Source organism: Streptomyces tubercidicus (genome assembly GCF_027497495.1).
GTDB classification, from domain to species: domain Bacteria; phylum Actinomycetota; class Actinomycetes; order Streptomycetales; family Streptomycetaceae; genus Streptomyces; species Streptomyces tubercidicus.
Window position 1 is genome coordinate 3,534,448 of record NZ_CP114205.1, and the last position, 26,150, is coordinate 3,560,597.

A 26,150-nucleotide genomic window follows, 5' to 3' on the forward strand; every position below is an offset into this window, starting at 1 on the left:
CACCTCCGGTGCCGGAGTGGTGTCCGAGTGGCGGCCCGGTTCGGGGGACGGGCTCAGGGGCGAGGAGGTCATCGGCCGCCTCCCCCGGGGCCGTGGCCGGGGGCGTCGGGGTCCGGGCCGGGCGTGCCGGGGGTGCCCGGGGTGGTGCCGGGGCCGTCGTCGGCGTCGGCGAGCACCTCCAGCAGGTCCTCGGCCAGCTCCGGCTTCAGCAGTCCGTGGGCCAGCGCCCGGTCCGCGGTCGTACGGGCCATGGCGAGATACCCGGCGACGCTCTGTGGCGCGTGCCGGCGCAGCTCGGTGACATGGGCGGCGACGGTGCCGGCGTCGCCCCGTGCGACCGGGCCGGTCAGCGCCGCGTCACCGGAGCGGAGCGCATTGTCCAGGGCGGCGCCGAGCAGCGGTCCCAGCATCCGGTCCGGGGCCTGCACCCCGGCGTCGTGCAGCAGCTCCATCGACTGGGCGACGAGGGTGACCAGGTGATTGGCGCCGATGGCCAGTGCCGCGTGGTAGAGCGGACGGGCGGATTCCGCGATCCACTCGGGCTCCCCGCCCATCTCGATGACCAGCGCCTCGGCGGCCATCCGCAGCTCGTCGGGCGAAGTCACGCCGAACGAGCAGCCGGCCAGCCGCTGGACGTCCACGGAGGTGCCGGTGAACGTCATGGCCGGGTGCAGTGCGAGCGGCAGGGCGCCGGCGCGGGTGGCCGGGTCCAGGACCCCGGTTCCGTACCGCCCCGAGGTGTGCACCAGCAGCTGGCCGGGCCGTACAGCGCCGGTCTCCGCGAGGCCGCTCACCAGGCCGGCCAGGGCGTCGTCGGGGACGGTCAGCAGGACCAGGTCGGCGCGGGCGAGGACCTCGGCGGGGGCGACCAGCGGAACGTCGGGCAGCAGCTCGGCGGCGCGGCGTACGGAGGTGTCGGAGACACCCGACACGGCAACCGGGCGATGCCCTGCGAGCTGCAGCGCGGCGGCGAGAGCGGGCCCGACACGGCCCGCGCCGACGACCCCGACGGTCAGCCGTGCGGGTCGGTCCTGGGCCTCGAAGGGTGGGGTGGGATTCACGCGGCGATGGCCTTCCGTTCCAGTCCGCGGGGGGTACCGGACGATTCCTCGCCATGCTACGCGAGTGTTTCCGGTGGCTTTCAGGGCTCCGCGGAAGGTGAGACGGGGGTCTCCCCCGAACTCTCCCGAGAGTTATCCACAGGGGTCGCGGAGCCGCGCGGGGCTGCGCGACGATCGATGCGACGCCGCGCGAGGGCGCGGGCACGGACGGTATGGGGGTGTGAGGCGGATGCGGGAAACCGGCGGACGCGGCACGGGCGGGGAGGCGGACGCGGCCTCGGGCTCGGGCTCGGGCTCGGGCTCGGGCTCGGGCTCGGGCTCGGGCTCGGGCTCGCGGGGAGCATCGGGCGGGGCGCCGGACGGATTTCCTCCCGTCCGGCGGGGGCGGATGCGTGCGGCGTTCCGTGGTGCGCGGCGCGTGCTGCCGGACGGCGTCGGGCGGGAGACGCTCCGCGAGCGGCTGGACCGCCTGGTGGTCGACGCCCCGGCGGCTCACGACCTGGACGACTGGGTCGACATCTACGGCAACGACGACGGCATCATCGGCGAGCTGGAGCGCCGGACCGCCGCCGCCCTGGGCACCGAGGCCGCCGCCTTCTTCCCGACCGGCACGATGGCGCAGCAGGTGGCGCTGCGCTGCTGGGCGGGGCGTACGGGCAATGCAACGGTCGCCGGCCATCCGCTGTCGCATATGGAGGGCCACGAGCGCGATGCCTGGGCGGTGGTCAGCGGGCTGCGCATGGTGCATCCGACGAACGCACCGCGGCCCCCGACCGCCGCGGAGATCTACGACCTGGCGGAACCGTTCGGGACCCTCGCCCTCGAACTGCCGCTGCGGGACGCCGGGTTCGTGCTGCCGACGTGGGACGAGCTGACCGCGACGGTGGCGGCGGCGCGGGACCGTGAGGCAGTGGTGCACTTCGACGGCGCGCGCCTGTGGGAGTGCGGCCCGCACTTCGGCCGCCCGCTCCCGGAGATCGCGGCCCTCGCGGACAGCGTCTATGTCTCCTTCTACAAGTCGCTGGGCGGGATATCGGGGGCGGCGCTCGCGGGCACCGAGGACTTCGTCGACGAGGCGCGGGCCTGGCGGCACCGGTACGGCGGCCGGCTGTTCCAGCAGTGGCCGGCCGCGCTGGCCGCCCTGGCCGGGCTGGACCGTGAGCTGCCGCGGCTGCCGGAGTACGTGGCCCAGGCGAAGGTCGTGGCCGGTGCGCTGGGCGAGCACCTGGCCGAGGCCGGTGTGCCGTGGTTCCGGGTGCACCCCGCGGTGCCGCACACCCACCAGTTCTACCTGTGGCTGCCGCACCCGCCCGAGCTGCTGAACGAGGCCGCCGTGCGCCAGGCGGAGGAGACCGGCACCATGCTGTTCGGCCGCTGGGGCGAGCCGGGCCCGGCCGGCCCGCCCGGGGTGGCCCTGACAGAGATCACGGTCGGCGCGAACGCCCTGGACTGGACGGACGGGGACATCCGGTCGGCGACTGCGGAGTTCGTGGAGTTCGTGCGGCGCGTGGGGGGGGTGATGCCAGCGGGCGCGGCAAGGGCTGAGGCGGCTCGTCGGAGCTGAGGCGGGTCATCAGCGCCCCAGGTAGGTCGTCAGACCCCAGGTGGGTCGTCCGACCCCAGGTGGGTCGTCCGGGCCCAGGCTGCTCGCCAGAAGCCGAGGCGCGCCCTCAGGAACCAGAAGTGGGCCGTCAGAGCTCAGGCGGCTCGTCAGGAATCGAGCTGGCTCGTCAGGAATCGAGCCTGCTCGCCAGGAGCTGCGGCGGGCTGCCAGGAACCGAGGCGCGCCCTCAGGAACCGAAGCGGGCAGGTGTGCCGCCGTGGGCCCCGGCATCGTCGGGCTCCCGGTGGAGCAGGGGCGCGGCGGCTGCGCGTGCAGCGCGGCGGAGGCGGGCCGTCAGGCGGTCGGCGAGGGACGGGGAGGGGGTGGGGGTGGGGGCCCGGGAGGGGGAGGGGGCCGGGGCGGAGCTTTGGAAGGGGTGCCGTTGTTGGGGCTCGCGGGCCGTGTGGCCTCCCGGGGCGGGCGGGGCGGCTTCGCCTCGTTGGGCGGCGCGGTAGGTGTCGAGGAGGTGCTGCTGAGTGGCGTTCATGTCGGTCACTGTGCGGTGGGCCGGCCGGTCCCCGCGCGTCGATTGACGAGAGCCGTCAATCGGGGTCCGTGCAGGTCGGAGCCTCGCGCATGATGGGCGCATGGCCAACGTCATCGACATCACCGGGCTGTCGCCGGAGCGCATCGTGTTCTCCCCGTCGCCCTTGGCGGAGTTGGGTGCCGCGCTGCACGCGCTGTCCGAGCCGGGGCACCATCCCGGGCTGCACGGCTGGGTCACCGCCACCCACGCGGCGCTGAAGACCGACCTCGCCGACCGGTTGTGCGAGGCGGATTTCCTGTGGCGGTCCTCCCGTTCCGACATCCTGCTGCCCACCCGCCCCGGGGCGACGCTGGCCGAGGACCTGGACGAGCTGGACAAGATCGACGACGAGCGGTTCGTGGCCGCCGCGTTCGAGATCACCTGCTCGGCGCGGTACACCCGGCCCACCCCGTCGCCCCTGGTCGACGCGGACGAGCGGGCGCGGGTACGGGAGATGGCCGCCGCGCGCGGCCCGCGGCAGGCGGCGTTCACCGACCGGATGCTGACCGATCCCGACGGCCTGCGGGTGTGGCTGCGGCGGCTGTTCGAGGACTGCGAGGAGGCGTTCTTCGGGGACGTCTGGCGGCGGGTGAGCATCCAGCTGACGGCCGATGCCCGGCACAAGACCGAGGTGCTGCGCCGCAAGGGCCTCGCCGAGACGCTGTCCGCGACCTCCCGGGCGCTGCGCCTGGAGGACGGGCAGGACGGCAGCGCCGGCGGGGTCGGCCCCAGCGGCGGCAGCGGCGGCAGCGGCGGCAGCGGCGGCAGCGGCGGCAGCGGCGGCACCCGGATCGTCCTCGACAAGCTCGCCCAGGGCCGTACGACGGCGTTCGCGGATCCCGCGGATCCGGGCGTCACCTTCCTGCCGACGTCGTTCGGCTGGCCGCATCTGGTGTTCAGCCACGCCCCCGGCTGGCGTCCGGTGCTCCAATACCCCGTCGCCGGAACGGAGTTGCCGGCGCCCGCCGCGCTGGAACTCGTCCAGCAGCGGCTGGAGGCGCTGGCCCACCCGATGCGGATGCAGCTGTGCCGGACGCTGTCGCGGGGGCCGCACACCACGGGGGAGCTGGCGGTCGCGTTCGGCATCACGTCACCGGAGGTGTCCCGGCATATCGCCACGCTGAAGAAGGCCGGGCTGATCCAGACACGGCGCCGTGGGCGCTATGTGCTGCATCAGCTGGACCTCCAGGTGGTGGCCCGGCTGGGCAGCGACTTCCTGGAGGGCGTGCTGCGCTGAGGGCGTGGTGCGCTGAGGGCCAGACCCCTGGGGGCGCCACACCGCCCCTGAGGGCCAGGCCCCTGGGGCCGCCACACCCCCCGCCTACGCCCCCGTTTCCCGGCCGACGGGCCCTGCCTCAAGCCACCCTCCGCGGCCGCCTTACGCCCCCGCTCCCCCCGCCCGCACCAGCCCCGTCTCGTACGCCAGCACCACCGCCTGGACCCGGTCGCGGAGGCTGAGCTTGGTGAGGATGCGGCCCACATGAGTCTTGACCGTGGCCTCGGAGAGCACCAGCCGGGCCGCGATCTCACCGTTCGACAGCCCCTGGGCGACCAGCAGCAGCACCTCCCGCTCGCGCTCGGTCAGCCGCTCCAGCTCGGGCCGGGACGGTTCGGCGGAGGTGGCGGGCAGCATCGGCGTGAAACGGTCGAGGAGCCGGCGGGTGGTGGACGGTGCCACGACCGCGTCGCCGCTCTCCACCGCCCGGATCGCGGCGAGCAGTTCACCCGGCGGCACGTCCTTGAGCATGAAGCCGCTGGCCCCGGCCTTGAGCGCGGAGAAGGCGTACTCGTCCAGGTCGAAGGTGGTCAGGATGAGCACCTTCGGCGCGTCCTCCTTGCGCCCGCCCTCGCAGATCCGGCGGGTGGTCTCCACACCGTCCAGATGCGGCATCCGTACGTCCATGAGGATCACATCGACCTGGACGCCGCGCAGTACCTCCAGGGCCTCCACACCGTTGCCCGCCTCCGCGACGACTTCCATGTCGGGCTGCGCGGCCAGCACCATCCGGAAACCGGTGCGCAGCAGCACCTGGTCGTCGACGAGCATCACGCGGATGGTCATGAGTGGGGGTCCCTTCGAGCAGGAGTGGAGCTGAGCGTACGGGGTGGGGGGAGTGCGGGTGGCGGCCCGCACCCATAGGACGCCATCCCGGCCGGAGCGGTTCGCACGCTCACCGGGCCGGTTTCAGCGGGAGCACGGCGCTGATCCGGAAGCCGCCGCCCGGCCGCGGCCCCGCGGCCAGGGTGCCGCCGACCATGCCGACCCGCTCGCGCATCCCGATGAGGCCGTGGCCGAGGCCGTCCGCCCCGCCGTCCTCGTAGAGCTCGCGCTGCGCGCCGCGTCCGTCGTCCTCGACGAGCAGATCGAGTGCGTCGTCCCGGTAGGCGAGCCGGACGGTCGCCCCGACATCGGGGCCGCCATGTTTGCGGCTGTTGGTGAGCGCTTCCTGGACGATGCGGTACACGGTCAGTTCGACGCTGCTGGGCACCTCGCGGGGTTCGCCCACCCGCCGGAAGTCGACCGGCAGTCCCGCGCTGCGTACCTGGTCGATGAGGTCGGCGAGCTGCTCGACGCCCGGCTGGGGGACGTAGTCGCCGCTCTCGGGCTGCTCGCCAGTACGGAGCACGCCCAGCAGGCGGCGCATTTCGGCCAGCGCCTGGCGTCCCGTGCCGGAGATCGTCGCCAGCGCCTGCCGGGTCTGTTCGGGCGCGGTGTCGAGGACATAGGCGGCGCCGTCGGCCTGGACGACCATCACCGAGACGTTGTGGGCGACGACATCGTGCAGTTCGCGGGCGATACGGGCGCGCTCGGCCGCGACCGCGATCCGGGACTGCGTCTCGCGCTCCTTCTCCAACCGGGCGGCCCGCTCCTCCAGCTGCGCCCAGTAGGCGCGGCGGGTGCGCATGGAGTCGCCGAGCACCCAGGCCAGGACGAAGGGCACGGTGAGCAGCACGGTGGCGAAGAGGTTCTGCCCCACCCGCACGCCGCCGACGCTCTCGTTGAAGCGCCAGTAGGAGAGCGCGGGGCCGAAGACGGCTCCGACGAGCGCACAGCGGGAGGCCCAGCGGGGCACGGTGGGCCCGGACGCGACGGTGTAGGTGATCACGAACATCGCGGCGTCGCCGGGGTTGCTCTCGACGGCGAAGATCAATTGGCCGACGCCGATGGCGGCCGTCAGCAGCAGCATCTTCACGGGGGCCCTGCGGCGCAGCGCGACCACCAGGCACAGCCCGATCGTGAAGAGCGCGGCGATGGGCTGCTGGACGCCATCGACCTGGGACGCGACCCACAGGCTGGTGATCCCGAAGAGGGGGACGGCCCAGAAGGTGTCCACCGCTGTCGGGTGCCTGCGGATGAAGTCGTAGAGGCGCTGCACGTAACCCAGCGTAGGCACCCTGCATACGTGTACGAGTCAACCGCACGAGCGATCCTGTACGCCCGGCCTACTCCCCAAGGTGGAGAATTCCTGCACCCCATGTGGGGGGCCACTGGAGGGCGGGCACCTCGTGCCGCCGTCCGGTGCGGCGCCCGCCCGTACCGTGGGGCAGATGACGAACGAGTGGTGCGGGTGGCGCGAGGCCACGGAGCGGGCGCTGTACGGCCCGGAGAGCGGCTTCTACACCCGGCCCGGCGGCCCCGGCCCGGCCGGTCACTTCCGCACCTCCGTGCATGCCTCCCCGCTCTTCGCGGGCGCCGTCGCCACCCTGCTCTGCCGCGTCGACGGCGCGCTCGGCCATCCGGACGAGCTGGCGCTGGTCGACGTGGGCGCGGGGCGCGGCGAACTGCTCACGGGCGTGCTGGCCGCGCTGCCCGCGGAGATGTCCGCGCGGGTGCGCCCGTACGCGGTCGAGCGCGCCGCGCGCCCCCAGGGCCTCGATCCGCGGATCGGCTGGCGGGACGAGCTGCCCGCGCCGGGCTCGGTCACCGGGCTGCTGTTCGCGAACGAATGGCTCGACAATGTGCCGGTCGATGTCGTCGAGACGGATGAGGACGGGGTGCCGCGCCGGGTCCTGGTCCGCGCCGACGGCACGGAGCGGCTGGGCGGGCCGGTGGACGGCGCGGACGCGGAGTGGCTCCGCCGCTGGTGGACCCCGCCCCTGGCCGCGGGCGCCCCCGAAGGCGGCACCACGGGAAGCCGCGCCCCCGGAGACGGCACCACCGAAGGCGACTCCCCCGTATGCGACTCCCCCGTATACGGCACCCCCGGCCTGCGCGCCGAAATCGGCCGTCCCCGGGACGCGGCCTGGGCACAGGCCGTCCGGACGCTGCGCGCCGGTCTGGCCGTCGCCGCCGACTATGCGCACGAACGGGGCGACCGTCCGCTGTTCGGCACCCTCACCGGCTTCCGCGACGGCCGCGAGGTGCCCCCCGTCCCGGACGGCAGCTGCGACATCACGGCGCATGTGGCGCTGGACGCCTGCGCCGGGCCGTCCGCCGAGCGGCTGCCCCAGCGCGCGGCGCTGCGCGCCCTGGGGGTGGAAGGACGGCGCCCGCCGCTCACCCTGGCGTCCACGGACCCGGCGGCCTACGTACGGGCGCTCGGCGCGGCGGGGTCGGCGGCGGAGTTGACCGACCCTGCGGGCCTGGGCGGCTTCGGCTGGCTCCTGGAGCCGGTGGGCGGGGCGTGCGCGGGGCTGCTCAAGGGATGGGACGCCTGAGGGCCAGGGCTTTCCCTGGGGCGGCAGGCTGCAAGACTGTTCCCATGACGGAGACGACGGTCGGCATCGGCGGCGCGGCGGAGAGCACCGACATGGTGCTGAACATCGGCCCGCAGCATCCCTCGACGCATGGCGTGCTGCGGCTGCGCCTCGTCCTGGACGGCGAGCGCATCCAGCACGCCGAGCCGGTGATCGGCTATATGCACCGCGGCGCCGAGAAGCTCTTCGAGGCGCGCGACTACCGCCAGATCATCATGCTCGCGAACCGGCACGACTGGCTGTCGGCGTTCTCCAACGAGCTGGGCGTGGTGATGGCCGTCGAGCGGATGCTGGGCATGGAGGTGCCCGAGCGTGCCGTCTGGCTGCGGACCCTGCTCGCCGAGCTGAACCGCGTGCTGAACCATCTGATGTTCCTCGGCTCGTACCCCCTGGAGCTCGGCGGCATCACGCCCGTCTTCCACGCCTTCCGGGAGCGGGAGGAACTCCAGACCGTCATGGAGGAGATCTCCGGCGGCCGGATGCACTACATGTTCAACCGCGTCGGCGGCCTCAAGGAGGACCTGCCGGCCGGCTGGCTCGGCCGGGCGCGGCACGCGGTGGCCGAGGTGCGCTCCCGTATGCACGTCTTCGACAACCTGGTCCTGGGCAACGAGATCTTCCGCGGCCGGACCCGCGGGGTCGGTGTCCTCGCGCCGGAGGCGGTGCATGCGTACGGCGTCTCCGGGCCGATCGCCCGCGCCTCCGGTGTCGACTTCGACCTGCGGCGCGACGAGCCGTATCTGGCGTACGGGGAGCTGCAGTCCACCCTGGAGGTCGTCACCCGGGAGGAGGGCGACTGCCTGGCCCGCTTCGAGTGCCTGCTGGCGCAGAGCCACAATGCGCTCGATCTGGCCGATGCCTGCCTGGACCGGCTGGCGGAGCTGCCGCCGGGGCCGGTCAACCAGCGGCTGCCGAAGGTGCTGAAGGCCCCCGAGGGCGCGACGTACGCCTGGACCGAGAACCCGCTCGGCATCAACGGCTACTACCTCGTCTCCAAGGGCGACAAGACCCCCTACCGCCTCAAGCTGCGCTCGGCGTCGTTCAACAACATCCAGGCGCTGGTGGAGCTGCTGCCGGGCACGCTGGTCGCCGACATGGTGGCGATTCTCGGCTCGCTGTTCTTCGTGGTCGGGGACATCGACAAGTAGGCGGCCCGTGGGCGGGCGCCGGAGCCACCGGCCCTTCGGTGCCCGTACGCGCGGCAGTTCATCCACACCCTGTGGACAACGAGGCGCCGCCACCCCACGCGGGAGCGGCCCGTACGGACAGCCGCCCACGCGAAGATCCACCGCCCCGGAAACACTCCGGCCCCGGAGCTGAGAAGCGCTCCGGAGCCGGGTGGTGCGGGTCGTGGGTGCCGGCCGTTCGGCCCGTCAGGAAATGGCCGTGCGCAGGGTGCCGAGGTCGAGCTGTTCGGTCTCGTCGTGCACGGTCAGGTCGATGACCTCGCCGCTGCCGCTGGTCGTCTCCCCGTCGGTCCGGGCTCCCCCGTCCGCCGCGGGCTCCGCGGACGGCTCCGTACGGGCCGACTGTTCGGCGACGGCCTCGTCCCCGACGACGTCCGCCAGATCCTCCTCCAGCGGCCCGGCCAGCTGCCGGGGGCCGTCGGCGGTCGCATTGCCGAAGAAGTCGAAACCGCCCGTCGCCCGGGACGCGGCGGGGCGGGACGGGGCGACGGCGGTGGCCGGCACCGGGCGCAGCGCGGGTCCGTCGGCGGTGGCCGTACGGGCGGGGTCCTGCTCGCCCGTGCGCTGTGCGGCTGCCGCCGGGGCCTTCCCCGGGGCCTTCTCACCGTCCCGGCTGCCCTGGGCGTCCCGGCCGGCGGGCGGCCCGGAACGGGCGGCTCCGTCCGCCGCGGCGCCCTCCCTCGCCAGCCGCGCGGCCTTCTGGACAGCGCGCTGCCGGGCGGCGTTACGGGCCAGTCGGCGCAGTGCCTGGTCGGCCTGGGCGAAGGTGGCGGCGGCCGGGTCCGTGGCGGGCTCGCGCCGGGCGGGGACGGTGGACTTCCCTGCGCGGGGCGCCTCCCCCGCCGCGGGGCCGTCCGCCCTCTTCGGGCGCAGCGGGGAACTGGGGTGCTGGACCGGGAGTTTGGGGGACGCGTGCAGCGCCAGGGAGAGTCCGGCGACGGCCGGCAGCGCCTTGGCGGGGGCGGCGGCCTCGATGGCGAGCAGCCGACGGCCCTCCAGTGCGCTGGCCCGCTCGGTCTCGGCGGTGGCGTATCGGCGCAGCAGATCGGCGTGTTCGCTGCGCAGCCGGGCCAATTCGGCGCGCTTGGCGCGGAGTTTGCCCTCCAGCCCGGCCCGGATCTCGCGGGCTTCCTCGACGTCCGTTTCGAGTTCGGCTATCCGCTCCTCGGTACGCCACTCGTCGCGCACCCGGACGCGGTGGAGTTCGGCGACCTGTCGGCCTGCCTTGCGGTCCCAGGTCCGCAGAAGGACGGCGCCGGTCAGTGCGGCGGCCGCCGCGCCCGCGGCGAGCACCCGTTGCACCAGATCGTCGCCGGCAAACCACGCGCCCGCGGCGCAGGCGATTGACGCACCGGCGACCGTCGAGGGAGGAAGCAGCCGGTGGAGGGGTGGTGATTGGCGGTGGCGTCCTCGTGGCATGGCCAGAAACTTACCGTGCGTGCGGGATCTATGGGGCCCCGCACACCGATCCGTTTCACGCTGGTTACTTCTTGACCAAATCCCTAGAACTTCACCTCGAACGGCGCGCCGTAGGGGAGCCTGCGCGCCGTGACGGGACCCTGCGCCCCGTCACACCGCCGCGTCCGCCCCGCCGTTCCCGTTGCCGTCATCGTCGGGCAGCTTGCACACCCGCTCCAGGAATATCGCCGCGGCGACCACCGCCACTCCGGCGACCACCGACAGCGCGGCGTAGATCGCCTGGTCCCGGCGCGGTGCGACCTCCAGCCCGGTGCTCAGCAGAAAGACGCCGACGCCGCCGTACAGCCCGGCGACCAGCGCCGCCACCAGCGCGCTGGCCTGCCCGAAGACCACCGCACGGGCGGCCACCAGCGGTTCGACGCCCTTGGCGCCCGGCCGGCGCTCGCGCTGGGCGCGCAGCCGCGACCGGAACGAGAACGCGGTGGCCGCGAGCACCGCGGCGATCAGCCCCAGCACGACCGGGGCGGCCACCGGAACGCTGGGCAGGGTGCCGAACGAGTCCCACAGCCGGGCGCCGCCCCAGGCCAGCACCCCGGCCGCCAGAAACAGCCCGACCAGCACCTTGATGTGTAGCTGCTTCACCGAGCGATCGCCCTTCGCGCCGTCATGACCTTCCCTGCCGTCACGGCCGTCCGTCTCGTCCGGGCCGCCCTGTCCGCTCCGTACGGATGCACCCCACTCCGTACAGATGCATCCCGCTCCGTACGGATGCATCCCGCGGGGAGCCGACCCGCAACCTTAACGACTACTCCGGCAGCCGCAGTTCCAGGTCCGCCCGCGGTTCCACACCGTCGCGGCCGACCGCGGACAGCAGTTCGGCCACCGCGCCGACCCCGGGAACCACGGCCTCCGGGTCGATGTCATGCCACGGCACCAGCACGAACGCCCGCTCATGGGCGCGCGGGTGCGGCAGCGTCAGCCGCGGGTCCGCGGAGACCACGTCCTGATACGCCAGGATGTCGACGTCGATCGTGCGCGGGCCCCAGCGCTCGTCGCGGACCCGCTCGAAGGCTTCCTCGATCGCCTGCCCGCGCTCCAGGAGGGAGTCCGGCGGCAGCGTCGTCTTGATCAGCACCACGGCGTTGAAGTACGTCGGCTGGGAACCGGGGGCCACGCCCCACGGCGCCGTCTCGTAGACCGGGGAGACCGCCTTGACCCGCAGCCCGGGGGTGTCCTCCAGCGCGTCGACGGCGCCCTGGAGGGTCTCCAGGCGGTTGCCGAGATTGCTGCCGAGGGAGATCACGGCGCGTTTGGGGTTGGAGAGCGTCACATCGGCGGCGTCCACCTGCTCCACTACGGAGGCGGGCACCGGCTGCACGGTCGGGTCGGCCATGGCGGGACGCGCCGCGGAGGCTCCGTGCGGAGCGGTGGTCGGGTGGCGGGTGGGCTTCATACTCGGCTCCGAGTGATGGTGATGGTCACGTCGTCAAAGGGGACGGTGATCGGTGCGTCCGGCTTGTGCACCACCACCTCCACCTCGTGCACGCCCTCGTGCGTGAGGCACTGGTCGGCGATGCGCTGAGCCAGGGTCTCGATGAGGTCGACGGGCTCGCCCTGTACGACGGCCACCACCTCCTCGGCCACGACGCCGTAGTGCACGGTCTTCGCGAGATCGTCGCCTGCCGCGGCCTGCCGGGTGTCCAGGCCGAGCACCACGTCGACGATGAAGGTCTGGCCTTCCTCGCGCTCCCGGGGAAACACCCCGTGGTGGCCTCGGGCCTTCAGCCCACGCAGCGCGACACGATCCACGCGAATCACTCCCACTGGTCCACGGCACCTCTGGCGCCACTGTTCGTCGGATCCCGGGCAGCGCACCGGAGCGATCCGGCAACACTGCCCCGCCGTCGAATCTACCTTCGAGTACCGACAGTCCTCGCCCACGGGGGCTATGGACAAGACCCCGTCCTGCTGCTAAGCGCTGCCTCGCGGGACAGCAGCCAGCGGGCCGGGAGATCGTCCGCGCGGCCCTCTTACCCCCCTGCCCACGCCCCACCCCTACCCGTGCCGCACTTGGCTCGAACGGGTGCGCCCTCACCCGGATGGCTGACGTCCGCCCCTGACGAGCGTGCAGCACGCCGCCCAGGACGCAAGGGCGGACGGCATGGCAAGGCTCACACCCGCCCGCGCCCGGAACCGCGCCGTCCGGCGCCCGCCCCCGGCAACGCGCTCAGAGCGTGTCCTCGCCGCCCTCGCCGGCGCCCCCGCCCTCGTCGTCCTCGTCCTCGTCGTCGCGGTCCGCCAGCACCGGCGAGCCGTGGTGCGACCACACCCGCCAGCCGTCGTCCGTACGCCGGAAGACATTGGTCGCCACGACCAGCTGGCCGATCAGCGGCCCCACCGAGCCGTCGTCCTCGGCGGGGCCGCCGCTGAGGATGTTCTCCGTGCAGGTCACCAGCGCGGTGTCACCGACGACGTCGATCTCCACATCCGTGAGGAAGAACTGGATGTACTCGGTGTTCGCCATGATCAGGGCGTACGAGCGCAGCACCTCGCCGCGTCCCCGCAACACCGGCCACCCCGGGTGCACCACACTCACCTGGCCGTCCAGCCAAAGCTCGGACAGCGCCTCGTGGTCGCCGCGCTCGATGGTCTCGTACAGGGTGGTGTTCGCCTGCTCGACCAGCTCGATGTCCGTCTGCGGGCCCAAGCCGCTCACACCGTTCCCGTCGTGTTCGCCGTCGTGTTCGCCGTCGTCCCGTTCGCCGCGCTGCCGTCGGCCGGCACCGCCGCCGCGCCCTCCACGGCGCGGGCCACCCGTACCGCATCCGCGCTCGCCCTGACCTCGTGCACCCGCACCGCCCAGGCCCCCTCTCGCGCCACGATCGCCGACACCGCCGCCGTCGCGGCATCCCGCTCCCGGGCCGGCGGTGGGGCGGCTCCCTCGCCGCCCGCCAGCACCCTGCCCAGGAACCGTTTCCGCGATGCGGCCACCAGCAGTGGACGGCCCAGCGCCCGCAGCCGCGCCAGCCGGGCGACCAGCGCGAGATCGTGCCCGGCCTCCTTGGCGAAACCCAGTCCCGGGTCGATGACGATCCGGTCCGGGTCGATGCCGCCGGACACCGCGCGCTCCATGCTCCGCCCGAGCTCGTCGACGACCTCGGCGACCACGTCCCCGTAGACGGCGCGGTTGTTCATGTCGATGGACTGGCCGCGCCAGTGCATCACGACGAACGGGACGTGGTGCGCGGCCACCACCGGCACCATCGCCGGGTCGGCTGCGCCCCCGCTGACGTCGTTGACCAGCCGCGCACCGGCCGCCACGGCCTGCTCGGCGACCGAGGCCCGCATGGTGTCCACGGAGACCACGACACCGGCCGCGGCCAGCTCCCGGACGACCGGGACGACCCGGCGCAGCTCCTCGGCCTCGTCCACCCGCGCCGCGCCCGGCCGGGTCGACTCACCGCCCACGTCCACCATGTCGGCGCCCTGCGCCACCAGGTCGAGACCGTGTTTGACGGCGAGTTCGGTATCGAACCAGTCGCCGCCGTCGGAGAACGAATCGGGCGTCACATTGACGACGCCCATCACCGCGCAGCGTTCCCAGTCCGGCAGTCCGGCCACCCGGCCACGCAAGGTACTCATGGCACCAGCGTAGGCCGTGTGCCGACCGGCCGGATTGCGGCCACCGCGTGCGGGGACTTCAGTGGCGCGGGCCTGCCGGAGGCCGTACGGGACGGCCGCTCGGAAGCCGTACGGGACGGCCCGCCAGGAGGTCCGGCCATGCCTGCGTCAGGCGGCCCGCTCGACCGCGCCCTGCGAGGCGGCCGGCCGCGGCATATGCGCACACGGCCGCGGCGGAGCGGCCTTCCGGCGCCGCAGCATGCGCGGCAGGCCCAGCTCCAGATAGCCCTCGGCCTGCAGCGCCGCCAGACCGATACGGGGAATGTCGCGGCTGTTGCGGAACACCACGAAACGGGGCTCCCAGCGTGGCCGGAACTTGTCGTTGAACTTGTACAGCGACTCGATCTGGTACCAGCGGGACAGGAAGATCAGCATCCCCCGCCAGACCCGGATGACCGGCCCGGCGCCCAGCTTCTCGCCGCGCTCCAGCGAGGAGCGGAAGACCGCGAAGTTCAGCGACACCTGCTTGATCCGGAGGTCCGGGGCGGCCTGCAGCGTGGCGACGATCAGCAGCTCGTTCATCCCGGGGTCGGCGCTGCGGTCGCGCCGCATCAGCTCCAGGGAGATCCCGCTGTCGCCCCACGGCACGAAGTGCTGCATCGCCTTCAGGTCGCCGTACGGGCCGGGCTCCTCGCCCTCGGCCGGCGCCTGATGCGCGGTGGCGATCACCGCGTCCCCGTCGGCCACCGCGTCGATCCGGCCCAGCGCCATGGAGAAGCCGCGCTCGGTGTCGGTGTCCCGCCAGGCGTCCGCGGCCCGCTGGATCCGCGCCAGCTCGTCCGGCGCCAGGTCGCGCACCCGCCGCACCCGCGTCTCGTAGCCGTTGCGCTCGATGCGCTTGACCATCTGCCGTACGTTGCGCATCGCGCGGCCGGTGAGGGTGAAGTCGGCGACGTCCACGATCGCCTCGTCGCCCAGCTCCAGCGCGTCCATCCCGGTCTCCCGGGTCCACACCTGGCCGCCGGTCTCGCTGCAGCCGGTGACCGCCGGGGTCCAGGAGTGCGCCTTCGCCTCCGCCATGAAGCGCTCGATGGCGCCCGGCCACGCCTCGACATCGCCGATCGGGTCGCCGCTGGCGAGCATCACCCCGGAGATCACCCGGTAGCAGACCGCGGCCTTGCCGGTCGGGGAGAAGACCACGCCCTTGTCGCGGCGCAGCGCGAAGTAGCCGAGGGAGTCCCGGGCGCCGTGCCGGTCGAGCAGGGCGCGCAGCTGCTGCTCGTCGTCGTCGGTCAGCCGGGCCGCCGGGTGTTCGGGGCGGAAGGCGAGGTACGCGGTGGTGGCGACGGTCAGCAGGCCGAGCGCGCCCAGCGAGTAGCCGACGGTGTAGTCGACGTGGTGGGTGTAGCCGACCGGGCCCTCGAAGCCGAACAGGCCCCACAGGACGTGCTGGGCGCGCTCCCAGAGGGAGGGCGAGCCGATGGTCTTGTGGGGGTGGGAGCTGACGACGACCATGCCGATGGCGAAGCTCACACCGCCGAGCACGATCAGGTTCGCCACCGCCTTCCAGCGGCTGCGCGGGTCGGGCAGGGCCGCGAACTCCCGCCGGTGCCACACCAGGAACACCAGCAGCGCCAGCGAGAGCGCCGCCCCGAAGACGGAGTGGCGGTAGACGAGCTGGGCGGCGATCCCCACCGGCAGCAGCGCCACGGCCGCTCCCCAGGCCCGCCGCTTACGCCGCTTGAGCCCGTGGGCCAGCAGGAGCAGCAGGATGCCGACGACGATGGAGGCGGCGGCCGCCAGCGGGCTCACCGCGCCCGGCAGCACCTCCGCCAGGGCGTGCACCCGGCTGTGCCGGAACCGGGGGAAGACCCCGGCGAGGAGGTTCAGCAGGCCGACGACCACGCCGGCCGTACCGACGACGCCCGGCACCGCTTCGGGACGCGGGCCGCGGAGCCAGCGTGGTGTTCGCCACGCAACCGTCTCCGACGATTCGCCATCTAGCCTGTCAGACATCACTTTCCCGTCGCCCCGGTCGAGAGAACGTGCGAGCCTAGTCGCAGCATCTGGACTTTTTGCGCCCTGTATGACGGCGTTTCAGGGCTCGGGGTTCCATCAGCGGTACGGATGGCCGGGCCGCCCGGAAGAAAGCACCACATGGGTCTCACCAGTAAGAAAGTGCTGCTTCTTGCCGTCCTTGTCGCGGTGGCACTTTTTGTCCTCACCATTTGGCTCTGGCCACGCCTCTCCAGGGGGAACTGGCGCGCCGTGCTCGGGCGCATCGGCCTCCTGGTGGCGACGCAGCTCTCCCTTTTCGCCGCCATCGGTCTCTACGCCAACAGTTCCTTCGGCTTCTACGCGTCCTGGGCCGACCTCTTCGGCCAGGAACAGGAGCCGGGCGTGGTCACCGATTACAAGACCGGGCCGCACGGCACCGAGCTGCGGATGCTGGGCACCGAGCGGGTGAGCGTACGGAACGGCTCCCGGCCGGCGACCGGCGGCCGGATCGACAAGGTGCTGGTGCAGGGCGAACACTCGCAGATCGCCAGCCCCGCGTTCGTCTATCTGCCGCCGCAGTACTTCCAGAAGAAATACGCGCACAAGAAGTTCCCGGCGGCCCTGGTACTCACCGGCTACCCCGGCACCGCCCAGGCGCTCTACAAGAAGCTGCATTTCCCGCAGACCCAGCACGAACTGCTCAAGCAGCGCAAGATGCGGCCGACCGTTCTGGTCATGATGCGCCCGACCGTGGCACCGCCGCGCGACACGGAGTGCATGGACATACCGAAGGGCCCGCAGACCGAGACCTTCTTCACCAAGGACCTGCGCGCGGATATCTCGGCCCACTACCGAATAGGGAACGAGGCCAAGAGCTGGGGTGTCGTCGGTGACTCCACCGGCGGCTACTGCGCGCTGAAGATGACCATGCGCCACCCCGAGGCGTACTCCAGCGCCGTCGCCCTCTCCGGCGCCTACAAGGCCCCGCGCGACGCCACCACCGGTGACCTCTTCGGCGGCAGCAAGCAGCTGGAGCGCGAGAACAATCTGCTGTGGCGTCAGCGGAATCTGCCCGCGCCCCCGGTGAACCTGCTGGTCACCAGCAGCAGGCAGGGCGAGGCGAATTACCGGCAGACGCTGCGGTTCATCGAGCAGACGAAGTCGCCGAGCAAGGTCTCGTCGATCCTCCTCGACAGCGGCGGCCACAACTTCAACACCTGGCGCCGGGAGATCCCCGCCGCCCTCCAGTGGCTCGGCAACCACCTCAAGGTCTGACGGGCAGGCACCTGCACGTACCGGCACCGGCCACGGCCGGGTCCCTCCTGCGAGGGACCCGGCCGTTGCGTCGTCCCGGCGCCTCAGCGGGCCGGTAGGTGCCTCAGCGGGCCAGTATCAGGCTCATCGCCTCGGCGCGGGTGGCGGCGTCCCGCAGCTGGCCGCGCACGGCCGAGGTCGTCGTCTTGGCGCCCGGCTTGCGCACCCCGCGCATCGTCATGCACATGTGCTCGCACTCGATGACGACGATCACGCCGCGCGGCTCCAGGATCTGCATCAGCGAGTCCGCGATCTGCGTGGTCAGCCGCTCCTGGACCTGCGGGCGCCGGGCGAACACATCGACCAGCCGGGCCAGCTTGGACAGCCCGGTGATCTTGCCGTCGGTGGACGGGATGTAGCCGACATGGGCCACCCCGACGAACGGGACCAGGTGATGCTCACAGTTGGAGACCACCTCGATGTCCTTGACCAGCACCATCTCGTCATGGCCCAGGTCGAACGTGGTCGTCAGCACGTCCTCCGGCTTCTGCCACAGCCCGGCGAAGATCTCCCGGTACGCCCGAGCCACCCGCGCCGGCGTCTCCAGCAGGCCCTCGCGGTCCGGGTCCTCGCCCACCGCGATGAGCAGCTCGCGTACGGCGTTCTCGGCGCGCTTCTCGTCGAATGTGCCGATCTTGCCGTCGACGTCCAGCGTCACAGGGTCCGTCATGGGTACCTCGTTCCTTCTAGGCCCGCTCGGATCGCGGTGGCGGCGCCGTGGAATCGCGGAATGCCGCGCCCCCCAGGTTAAGCCTGGGGGGCGCGGCATTTATTCCGGGGCCGGAGGCCGTCGGGGATCAGCTCTCGGGACGCTGCTCCTCGGGTGCTTCCGCCTTCTCCGTGGAGACCGTGGCGGTCGTGGTCACCGAGCCGTTGGCCGGGGCCAGCTCCTTCGGCGACAGCACCGGCGGGCGGCTGGAGGGCGTACGGCGCGACGAGCCGGTCCACGCCGGGCGGGCCGGGCGCTTGACCACGTGCTTGAAGAGCTCGGCGATCTCCTCCTTGCCGAGGGTCTCCTTCTCCAGGAGCGTCAGCACGAGGTTGTCGAGCACATCGCGGTTCTCGACCAGGATCTCCCACGCCTCGTTGTGCGCGGTCTCGATGAGCTTCTTGACTTCCTCATCGACCAGCGCGGCGACCTCTTCCGAGTAGTCGCGCTGGTGACCCATCTCACGGCCCAGGAAGGGCTCGGAGTTGTCGGTGCCGAACTTGATCGCGCCGAGCCGCTCGGTCATGCCGTACTGCGTGACCATCGCGCGGGCCGTGGCGGTGGCCTTCTCGATGTCGTTCGCGGCGCCCGTGGTCGGGTCGTGGAAGACCAGCTCCTCCGCCGCGCGGCCGCCCAGCATGTACGCCAGCTGGTCGAGCATCTCGTTGCGGGTGGTGGAGTACTTGTCCTCGTCCGGCAGGACCATGGTGTAACCCAGGGCCCGGCCTCGGGACAGGATCGTGATCTTGTGGACCGGGTCGGAGTTCGGTGAGGCCGCCGCGACCAGGGCGTGTCCGCCCTCGTGGTACGCGGTGATCTTCTTCTCCTTCTCGGACATGATCCGGGTCCGCTTCTGCGGTCCGGCCACGACGCGGTCGATCGCCTCGTCCAGGAAGTGGTTGTTGATCAGCTTCTCGTCGCTCCGGGCCGTCAGCAGCGCGGCCTCGTTGAGGACGTTGGACAGATCGGCACCGGTGAAGCCGGGGGTGCGCTTGGCGACGGCCGAGAGGTCGACGTCCGGCGCGACCGGCTTGCCCTTCTGGTGGACCTTGAGGATCTCCAGACGGCCCTGCAGGTCCGGACGGTCGACGGCGATCTGCCGGTCGAAACGGCCGGGGCGCAGCAGCGCCGGGTCGAGGATGTCCGGACGGTTCGTGGCGGCGATCAGGATCACACCGCCCTTGACGTCGAAGCCGTCCATCTCGACCAGCAGCTGGTTGAGGGTCTGCTCACGCTCGTCGTGGCCACCGCCCAGGCCCGCACCGCGGTGCCGGCCGACGGCGTCGATCTCGTCGACGAAGACGATCGCCGGGGCGTTCGCCTTGGCCTGCTCGAAGAGGTCACGGACCCGGGAGGCACCGACACCGACGAACATCTCGACGAAGTCGGAACCGGAGATCGAGTAGAACGGGACGCCCGCCTCGCCGGCGACGGCGCGCGCCAGCAGCGTCTTGCCCGTTCCGGGCGGGCCGTACAGCAGCACGCCCTTGGGAATCTTGGCGCCGACGGCCTGGAACTTCGCCGGCTCCTGGAGGAACTCCTTGATCTCGTGGAGCTCCTCGACGGCCTCGTCCGACCCCGCGACGTCCGTGAAGGTCGTCTTGGGGGTGTCCTTGGTGATGAGCTTCGCCTTGGACTTCCCGAAGTTCATCACCCGGGAGCCGCCGCCCTGCATCTGATTCATCAGGAACAGGAAGACGACCACGATGAGGACGAAGGGGAGCAGCGAGAGCAGCACACCGACGAACGGGTTCTGCTTCGACGGGGAGACGGTGTACCCGTCCTTGATCTCGCCGGTCTGGTACTTGGCCTGCAGGTTCTTGGCGACGTCGACGCCCTGGTCGCCGATGTAGCTCGCCTGGAGCTTGTTGGAGCCGTCGATCTTGTAGGAGCCCGACAGCTCAATCTTGATCTTGTTCTCGTCACCGGTCGTCAGCTCGGCGGATTTCACCTTGTTGTCAGCGATCGCCTTGACGACCTGACCGGTGTCCACCGTCTTGTAGCCGCCGGACGAGCCGACGACCTGCATCAACACGACCACGGCGAGGACGGCCAGCACGATCCACATGACCGGCCCACGGAAGTATCGCTTCACGTCCATCCATACGGAGCCGCTGAGGCCCCGTCCCTCCTGCCACAGTGAGGCACAACGCCCTTGGGAGGGCTGGTCGTGCGTACGGTGTATTACTGGCCCGAAAAAGAACTGCCTTCGGACGGTACCCCAGCATTGTCACCCGGCGCCTGCGCCGAGGGTGAACATGAAGCCGGGGATTCCGCTCTCCCTGCTCCAACGGCGGGCGGCCCCAAAGGGTTCCCGCCGGGCCGCAGCGGACGGTCCGGGGCCCGCCCGGCCACCGCGGCCGGACGAGCGCGGGACGCCCTCAGCCGCCGTAGACGTGCGGCGCGAGAGTACCGACGAACGGCAGATTGCGGTACTTCTCCGCGAAGTCGAGGCCGTAGCCGACGACGAACTCGTTGGGAATGTCGAAGCCGATCCACTTCACGTCGATGGCGACCTTGGCCGCGTCCGGCTTGCGCAGCAGGGTGCAGACCTCCAGCGAGGCCGGCTCCCGCGAGCCGAGGTTCGACAGCAGCCACGACAGCGTCAGACCGGAGTCGATGATGTCCTCGACGATCAGGACGTGCTTGCCCTTGATGTCGGTGTCGAGGTCCTTGAGGATGCGGACCACGCCGGAGGACTGGGTGCCCGCGCCGTACGACGACACGGCCATCCAGTCCATCGTGACGGGGGTGGACAGCGCGCGCGCCAGGTCCGCCATCACCATCACGGCGCCCTTGAGGACGCCGACGATGAGCAGGTCCTTGCCCGCGTACTCCGCGTCGATCTTCGCGGCCAGCTCCGCCAGCTTCGCGTCGATCTCTTCCTTGCTGATGAGTACCGACTGAAGGTCGGAGCCCATGTCCTTGTCGTCCACCCGTGCCACTCTCGCTCTGTTCGGTGTTCGCGTCAGTCGTGAGACTTCGGATGCGGGGCAGCGTCTGCGGCTCAGCCCTGCCGAATCACCAGTCTGCCACCCTGCCGTCGCACACCCACTCGCCCGGGGAGGTTGATGGCCCCCTGCCCCCTCCAGGCGGTGATCAGCCGGTCCACCTCTTCGATGTGGCGGGCGAAGAGCGAACCGGCCGGGGAACCGGCGCCGATGACGGCCCGGCGCAGCACCCGGCGGCGCACCGCGGGGGGCAGCGCGAACAGGGCGGCGATGTCGAGGGAGCCGCTGTCGTCGAGCACCGAGTCCTCGGCGTCGGCGGCCCAGGCGTCCAGGGCGTCGGCGTCGTCACGGGAGAGCTGCGCCGTACGGGCCAGCGCCTCGACGACGCCCTTGCCGAGCGCTTTCTCCAGGGCGGGCAGACCTTCGTGGCGCAGCCGGGAGCGGGTGTAGGCGGGGTCGGCGTTGTGTGGATCGTCCCAGACGGGCAGCGCCTGGATCAGACAGGCCTTACGGGCGGTCTGGCGGTCCACGTCGAGGAAGGGCCGGCGATAGCGCCCGTCGCGGCCGCTGGTCGCGGCCATACCGGAGAGCGAGCGGGTCCCGGAGCCGCGGGCGAGACCGAGCAGCACCGTCTCCGCCTGGTCGTCGCGGGTATGGCCGAGGAGAACGGCGGTGGCGCCGTGGCGCTCGGCGGTGGCGTCCAGGGCGGCGTAGCGGGCGTCACGGGCGGCGGCTTCCGGTCCGCCGGCCGGCCGGGTGCCGCTCCCCCGGTACGCGGTGCCGTGCGCCACCTTGTTCGGTTCGGCCACGTCGACGGCGACGGCCTCTACGGGGTCGAGCCCCAGGGCCCGCAGCCGCAGGGCGACCTCGGCGGCGCGGAGGTCCGAGCCCTCCTGGAGGCCGTGGTCGATGGTGACGCCACCGGCGCGGACCCCCAGCTTGGGGGCCTCGAAGGCGAGGGCGGAGGCGAGCGCCATGGAATCGGCGCCGCCGGAGCACGCGACGAGCACGAGCGGGGGCTCGTGCCGGTCCTGCGCGCAGTGGTGGGTGAGCACGTCGTGGAGTACGCGGCGGACCGCCAGGCGTATCGCGGCGACCGCTGGATGGGGACCCATGTCCGTTTCCAATCGTTCAGCTGGGGAGCCTCGGGCCGTGGACGGCACTTCGTCACACAGAGTGCCTAGATGGTGACAGAGGCGAGCGGTTCCCCGAGCATTGCACGCCTATCCCTCGCTATCGGTCCCTCAGACGGGTGATTGAAGGGGCGCTCTACTGCCACGTGGCGTGCCCAGCTCACGCCATTCGCTTACGGTGCCCCGTCCGCTTTGCGGTGCACCCGCGCGATCCAGTCCGCCGGTTTGGCGATCTCTTGTTTGGTCGGGAGGGTGTTCGGCGAGGTCCACACCCGGTTGAAGCCGTCCATGCCCACCTCCTCGACGACCGCGCTGACGAACCGCTCGCCGTCGCGGTACTGCCGCAGTTTGGCGTCCAGGCCGAGCAGCTTGCGCAGCGCCTGGTCCAGGCGTCCGGCACCGCTGGCCCGGCGCTTTTGGAACTTCTCCCGGATCTCCGCGACCGACGGCACGACATCGGGCCCCACACCGTCCATCACGAAATCCGCGTGCCCCTCCAGCAGCGACATCACCGCGGTCAGCCGGCCGAGGATCTCGCGCTGCGCGGGCGTCTGGACGAGATCGACGAGCGAGCGCTCCTCGTCCTCGCCCTCCTCGCCCTCGGGCTTGGCACCGGCCAGCGACTGGGCGGCCTCGCGCAGCCGCTCCAGGAGGGCGCCCGGGTCGATGTCCGTCTCACCGAGGAATGACTGGATCTCGCCCTCGATGTGGTCCCGCAGCCACGGCACGGCCGTGAACTGGGTGCGGTGGGTCTCCTCATGGAGGCACACCCACAGCCGGAAGTCGTGCGGGGCCACTTCGAGCTCGCGCTCCACGTGCACGATGTTCGGCGCGACCAGCAGCAGCCTGCCGCCCTGGGCCGCGGCCGGCAGATCCCGGGAGGCCGGCGCGAACGTCTCGTACTGGCCGAGGACCCGCGAGGCCAGGAACGACAGCAGCATGCCCAGCTCCACACCGGTCACCTTGCCGCCGACCGCGCCGAGCACCGCGCCCCCGGGGACCGTCGAGCGGCGGTCCTCCATCTTGGCCAGCAGCGGCTTGAGCACGGCCCGGAACCCGGCGACATTCGCCTTGATCCAGCCGGGCCGGTCCACGACCAGGACCGGCGTGTCATGCGGCGCCTCGCCTGTCGCGTCGGGCTGTGCCATCCGCGTGAAGGCGCGGACATGCGCCTCGGAGGACTTGGCGTGCTTGCGCAGCTCGGCGACGATCGCGCGCGCCTCGTCCCGGCTCACCTCTGGGCCCGGCCGCACGAACCGGGTCGCGGTCGCGACCGCGAGGTTCCAGTCGACCATCTCGGTTCCACCGATGCTCGTCATGGGTTCACCGTACGTGGGGGTTTGGTGCGGGGGTAGCGGACTGGGGCCCTCCCACGACTTCGGCTCTCCCGCCGTGGGGGTTGCTCGGCGTTTGTTGCCCGCTTCGCGGTGCCCTCGCCGCGGCGCCTGCGGCGGGCCGGGTCCGCTGCGCGGGGCTGTGGGTGCGGTGACGGACCTCCGGGGCCTGGTGTGTGGACTGCTTCGCTTTACGTCCACACACCAGGCCCCTCCGGCCCGTCCCCTCCCGTGGGTGGAGTGAGTGACGGGTGAGTGGGGGTGGGCGTGGCGGGTTTGGTTTTGGGTCAGCGGCAGCCGCAATTGGCCACTGCTGACGCGAGTTTGTCCAGGGCCTCTTGGGCGCCTTGGGGGTCGGTGGTGCCGGTGGTCATGAAGGAGAAGACGAGGAGGCGGCCGTCGGCGTCCACGACGGTGCCGGCCAGGGTGTTCACGCCGGTGAGGGTGCCGGTCTTGGCGCGTACGGCGCCGGCGCCGGCGCTCTGGCCCCGGTAGCGGTTGCTGAGGGTGCCGGTGAAGGCGGCCACCGGGAGGCCCGTGACGACGGGGCGCAGGGCCGGGTGGTCGGGGGACGAGGCGTGCAGCAGGAGGCGGGAGAGCAGGGCGGCGGTGACCTTGTCGTCGCGGTCCAGGCCGCTGCCGTCCTCGAAGACGGCGCCGGACAGCGGGAGGTGCTCGCGCTGGAGGGCGGTGCGGACGGCCTTTCCGGCGCCGGTGAAGCTGGCCGGCCGGCGGGTGGCGAGGGCGGTCTGGCGGGCCAGTGCCTCGGCGATGTCGTTGTCGCTGTAGGTGAGCATCCGCTCGACGAGCGCGGACAGGGGGAGGGAGTGGACGGCGGCGATCCGGTCGGGCTTCTTGGGGGCCTTGGCGCCGGAGGGGTCACCGTCGACGGTGATGCCGCGGTCGTGGAGCAGATCGGCGAAGGTGTGGGCGGCGGTGCGGGCCGGGTCGGCGTCGCGGGGGGCGGTGCCGTGCTCGGAGTCGTCGAGGCGGGCCTCGTCGGTCATCAGCGCGGTGACCGGGGCGATGTTCTCGTTCGGGCCGATGGGGTGCTCGGTGGGGCCCGTGTAGGCGGAGGTGTCGTAACCCAGGCTGATCTTGGCGAGGTGGCGCTTCTTGAGGGCGCGGGCGGTGGCGTCGGCGAGGGTGCGCAGGTTCGCGGGCTGCTCCCCGGCGCCGGGGCGCGGGGCGCGGGCGGTGAGGGTGGGGTCGCCGCCGCCGACCAGGATGAGGCGGTTCTTTCCGGCCAGGACGACGGTGGTGTCGATGCGGTGGTCGGGGCCGCGGGCGGAGAGCGCGGCGACGGCGGTGGCGAGCTTGACTGTGGAGGCGGGGGTGGCGGCCTTTCCCTGTCCGTCGCCGAAGACCTCCCGGCCCGCGGCCACGTCCAGGACGGACGCGGTCCGCAGCGGGCCGAGTGCCGGGTCCTTCAGCAGCGGGGCGAGCGCGTCGGCCAGCCCCGCGTCGGTGGGTGCGGGCGCCGCGCCACGGCCCGCGGGACCGGGTACGCGGCCGCCGAGCGCGGGCAGTACGGGCGGTGCGCTGGGCGCCGGCCGGGGGGCCTGCGCGTGATGCTCGCCACTGGCGCCGTCCATGGCGGCCGCCTCCGCCCGCTCCGCCGTACGCTGACCCGAGTCCCACGGGCCGGACGCCGCCACCGCGACGATCGCGACCGCGAGGCCGGTGGCTGCGGAGACCGCCGTCAGCCGCCAGGTCTGCTGGGTATGGCGCGGTGTGGCGTGCCATGCCTGCTGCGTGGCGTCGACCGCCGTCTGTGCCGACCGGACCGCCGCGCGGGAAGCCGACCGCGCGGACCGCACCGCCGACTGCCATCTGACCTGCCACTTTCCGGTCTCCGGCACCTCGGACCAGCCCCTTTCGCCACCACACACCTGCGTGGGGGACACTTAATCACCAGACGTATGTGTTGATCATGGAGGAGCCACCCGTGGAGTTCGACGTCACCATCGAGATCCCGAAGGGTTCGCGGAACAAGTACGAGGTGGACCACGAGACCGGTCGGATCCGCCTGGACCGTCGACTCTTCACCTCGACCAGCTACCCGGCCGACTACGGCTTTGTCGAGAACACCCTGGGCGAGGACGGCGACCCGCTGGACGCGCTGGTCATCCTGGACGAGCCGACCTTCCCCGGCTGCCTCATCAAGTGCCGCGCCATCGGCATGTTCCGGATGACGGACGAGGCCGGCGGCGACGACAAGCTGCTGTGCGTGCCCGCGTCCGACCCGCGTGTGGAGCACCTGCGGGACATCCACCACGTGTCGGAGTTCGACCGCCTGGAGATCCAGCACTTCTTCGAGGTCTACAAGGACCTGGAGCCCGGTAAGTCCGTCGAGGGCGCCAACTGGGTCGGCCGCACCGAGGCCGAGGCGGAGATCGAGGCCTCGTTCAAGCGCCTTGAGGCGCAGGGCGGCGCGCACTGACCCAGGGTCAGGTCCCCGGCGTCCGGCCCGGTTCTTCCGGCCCCCGCACGCCGGGACAGGCACTCTGATTTTCGTACGCGAACGGGCGGCACCCAGTCGGGTGCCGCCCGTTCGTCCGTGTCACGGCGTCACCGGCGGAAGTATGGGCCCCAC

At 72.2% G+C, this 26,150-nt stretch carries 23 protein-coding genes; 6 read left to right on the top strand and 17 right to left on the bottom strand.

The window, feature by feature from the left end; all coding sequences use genetic code 11:
* Positions 1 to 68 precede the first annotated feature (68 nt).
* Positions 69 to 1,061 carry a Rossmann-like and DUF2520 domain-containing protein gene (locus STRTU_RS15160; RefSeq protein ID WP_159744013.1) on the bottom strand — a complete coding sequence of 331 codons (993 nt, stop codon included), beginning with the start codon at positions 1,059 to 1,061 and terminating at the stop codon, positions 69 to 71.
* 388 nt (positions 1,062 to 1,449) lie between these two features.
* On the opposite strand from STRTU_RS15160, the gene STRTU_RS15165 reads away from it, so the two are divergent.
* Positions 1,450 to 2,625: a threonine aldolase family protein gene (locus STRTU_RS15165; protein WP_159744014.1), complete on the top strand. Its 1,176-nt coding sequence runs from the start codon at positions 1,450 to 1,452 to the stop codon at positions 2,623 to 2,625.
* Between the two features lie 226 nt (positions 2,626 to 2,851).
* On the opposite strand, the gene STRTU_RS15170 is transcribed toward STRTU_RS15165, so the two are convergent.
* Entirely contained in the window at positions 2,852 to 3,151 is a 300-nt protein-coding gene (locus tag STRTU_RS15170; RefSeq protein WP_159744015.1) for a hypothetical protein, read from the bottom strand.
* Between the two features lie 100 nt (positions 3,152 to 3,251).
* Here STRTU_RS15170 and STRTU_RS15175 point away from each other — a divergent pair, with 100 nt between their 5' ends.
* Positions 3,252 to 4,427 (top strand): DUF5937 family protein, encoded by a 1,176-nt coding sequence (locus STRTU_RS15175; RefSeq protein ID WP_159744016.1) that lies wholly within the window; start codon positions 3,252 to 3,254, stop codon positions 4,425 to 4,427.
* A gap of 141 nt (positions 4,428 to 4,568) precedes the next feature.
* Here the strand turns inward: STRTU_RS15175 and STRTU_RS15180 are convergent, their stop codons facing one another.
* Positions 4,569 to 5,252 carry a response regulator gene (locus STRTU_RS15180; protein WP_159744017.1) on the bottom strand — a complete coding sequence of 228 codons (684 nt, stop codon included), beginning with the start codon at positions 5,250 to 5,252 and terminating at the stop codon, positions 4,569 to 4,571.
* Between the two features lie 109 nt (positions 5,253 to 5,361).
* The gene (locus tag STRTU_RS15185) at positions 5,362 to 6,567 is read right to left on the bottom strand and encodes a sensor histidine kinase (RefSeq protein ID WP_159744018.1); all 1,206 of its coding nucleotides are present in this window, start codon (positions 6,565 to 6,567) and stop codon (positions 5,362 to 5,364) included.
* Positions 6,568 to 6,739: 172 nt separating this feature from the next.
* Here STRTU_RS15185 and STRTU_RS15190 point away from each other — a divergent pair, with 172 nt between their 5' ends.
* Together STRTU_RS15190 and STRTU_RS15195 are read left to right on the top strand one after the other, a co-directional pair.
* Complete coding sequence (locus STRTU_RS15190; RefSeq protein WP_159744019.1) at positions 6,740 to 7,849, top strand: SAM-dependent methyltransferase; 1,110 nt, start codon at positions 6,740 to 6,742, stop codon at positions 7,847 to 7,849.
* 44 nt (positions 7,850 to 7,893) lie between these two features.
* Entirely contained in the window at positions 7,894 to 9,036 is a 1,143-nt protein-coding gene (locus STRTU_RS15195; RefSeq protein WP_159744020.1) for an NADH-quinone oxidoreductase subunit D, read from the top strand.
* 225 nt (positions 9,037 to 9,261) lie between these two features.
* Here the strand turns inward: STRTU_RS15195 and STRTU_RS15200 are convergent, their stop codons facing one another.
* The 7 genes from STRTU_RS15200 to STRTU_RS15230 form a co-directional block, all read right to left on the bottom strand.
* Positions 9,262 to 10,494 (bottom strand): hypothetical protein, encoded by a 1,233-nt coding sequence (locus STRTU_RS15200; RefSeq protein WP_167539152.1) that lies wholly within the window; start codon positions 10,492 to 10,494, stop codon positions 9,262 to 9,264.
* Positions 10,495 to 10,644: 150 nt separating this feature from the next.
* Positions 10,645 to 11,136 (bottom strand): DUF3180 domain-containing protein, encoded by a 492-nt coding sequence (locus tag STRTU_RS15205; RefSeq protein WP_159744021.1) that lies wholly within the window; start codon positions 11,134 to 11,136, stop codon positions 10,645 to 10,647.
* Between the two features lie 163 nt (positions 11,137 to 11,299).
* Positions 11,300 to 11,887, bottom strand: a complete 588-nt coding sequence (gene folK, locus STRTU_RS15210) for a 2-amino-4-hydroxy-6-hydroxymethyldihydropteridine diphosphokinase (protein ID WP_159746969.1) — start codon at positions 11,885 to 11,887, stop codon at positions 11,300 to 11,302.
* A gap of 56 nt (positions 11,888 to 11,943) precedes the next feature.
* Complete coding sequence (folB, locus tag STRTU_RS15215; protein ID WP_159744022.1) at positions 11,944 to 12,303, bottom strand: dihydroneopterin aldolase; 360 nt, start codon at positions 12,301 to 12,303, stop codon at positions 11,944 to 11,946.
* Between the two features lie 418 nt (positions 12,304 to 12,721).
* The gene (locus tag STRTU_RS15220; RefSeq protein ID WP_159744023.1) at positions 12,722 to 13,201 is read right to left on the bottom strand and encodes a nuclear transport factor 2 family protein; all 480 of its coding nucleotides are present in this window, start codon (positions 13,199 to 13,201) and stop codon (positions 12,722 to 12,724) included.
* A gap of 5 nt (positions 13,202 to 13,206) precedes the next feature.
* Entirely contained in the window at positions 13,207 to 14,136 is a 930-nt protein-coding gene (gene folP / locus STRTU_RS15225) for a dihydropteroate synthase (protein WP_246240556.1), read from the bottom strand.
* 147 nt (positions 14,137 to 14,283) lie between these two features.
* Positions 14,284 to 16,131 (bottom strand): phosphatidylglycerol lysyltransferase domain-containing protein, encoded by a 1,848-nt coding sequence (locus tag STRTU_RS15230; protein ID WP_167539153.1) that lies wholly within the window; start codon positions 16,129 to 16,131, stop codon positions 14,284 to 14,286.
* Positions 16,132 to 16,272: 141 nt separating this feature from the next.
* Between STRTU_RS15230 and STRTU_RS15235 the strand changes: the two genes are divergently transcribed.
* Positions 16,273 to 17,388 carry an alpha/beta hydrolase gene (locus tag STRTU_RS15235; protein ID WP_159744024.1) on the top strand — a complete coding sequence of 372 codons (1,116 nt, stop codon included), beginning with the start codon at positions 16,273 to 16,275 and terminating at the stop codon, positions 17,386 to 17,388.
* Positions 17,389 to 17,491: 103 nt separating this feature from the next.
* Here the strand turns inward: STRTU_RS15235 and folE are convergent, their stop codons facing one another.
* The 6 genes from folE to dacB all read right to left on the bottom strand — a co-directional run bounded on the left by folE (position 17,492) and on the right by dacB (position 25,416).
* Positions 17,492 to 18,097 (bottom strand): GTP cyclohydrolase I FolE, encoded by a 606-nt coding sequence (gene folE / locus STRTU_RS15240; RefSeq protein ID WP_159744025.1) that lies wholly within the window; start codon positions 18,095 to 18,097, stop codon positions 17,492 to 17,494.
* 127 nt (positions 18,098 to 18,224) lie between these two features.
* Positions 18,225 to 20,237 (bottom strand): ATP-dependent zinc metalloprotease FtsH, encoded by a 2,013-nt coding sequence (gene ftsH / locus STRTU_RS15245; RefSeq protein WP_159744026.1) that lies wholly within the window; start codon positions 20,235 to 20,237, stop codon positions 18,225 to 18,227.
* Positions 20,238 to 20,517: 280 nt separating this feature from the next.
* Positions 20,518 to 21,057, bottom strand: a complete 540-nt coding sequence (gene hpt / locus STRTU_RS15250; protein WP_030077134.1) for a hypoxanthine phosphoribosyltransferase — start codon at positions 21,055 to 21,057, stop codon at positions 20,518 to 20,520.
* Between the two features lie 86 nt (positions 21,058 to 21,143).
* Positions 21,144 to 22,202, bottom strand: coding sequence for a tRNA lysidine(34) synthetase TilS (gene tilS, locus STRTU_RS15255; RefSeq protein WP_159744027.1), 1,059 nt, complete (start codon positions 22,200 to 22,202; stop codon positions 21,144 to 21,146).
* A 191-nt stretch (positions 22,203 to 22,393) separates the two neighbouring features.
* Entirely contained in the window at positions 22,394 to 23,539 is a 1,146-nt protein-coding gene (locus STRTU_RS15260) for a zinc-dependent metalloprotease (RefSeq protein WP_159744028.1), read from the bottom strand.
* A gap of 302 nt (positions 23,540 to 23,841) precedes the next feature.
* Positions 23,842 to 25,416, bottom strand: a complete 1,575-nt coding sequence (gene dacB / locus STRTU_RS15265) for a D-alanyl-D-alanine carboxypeptidase/D-alanyl-D-alanine endopeptidase (RefSeq protein ID WP_159744029.1) — start codon at positions 25,414 to 25,416, stop codon at positions 23,842 to 23,844.
* A gap of 86 nt (positions 25,417 to 25,502) precedes the next feature.
* Here dacB and STRTU_RS15270 point away from each other — a divergent pair, with 86 nt between their 5' ends.
* A complete protein-coding gene (locus tag STRTU_RS15270; RefSeq protein ID WP_018090094.1) occupies positions 25,503 to 25,997 on the top strand; it encodes an inorganic diphosphatase in 495 nt (164 codons plus the stop codon).
* Positions 25,998 to 26,150: the final 153 nt, after the last annotated feature.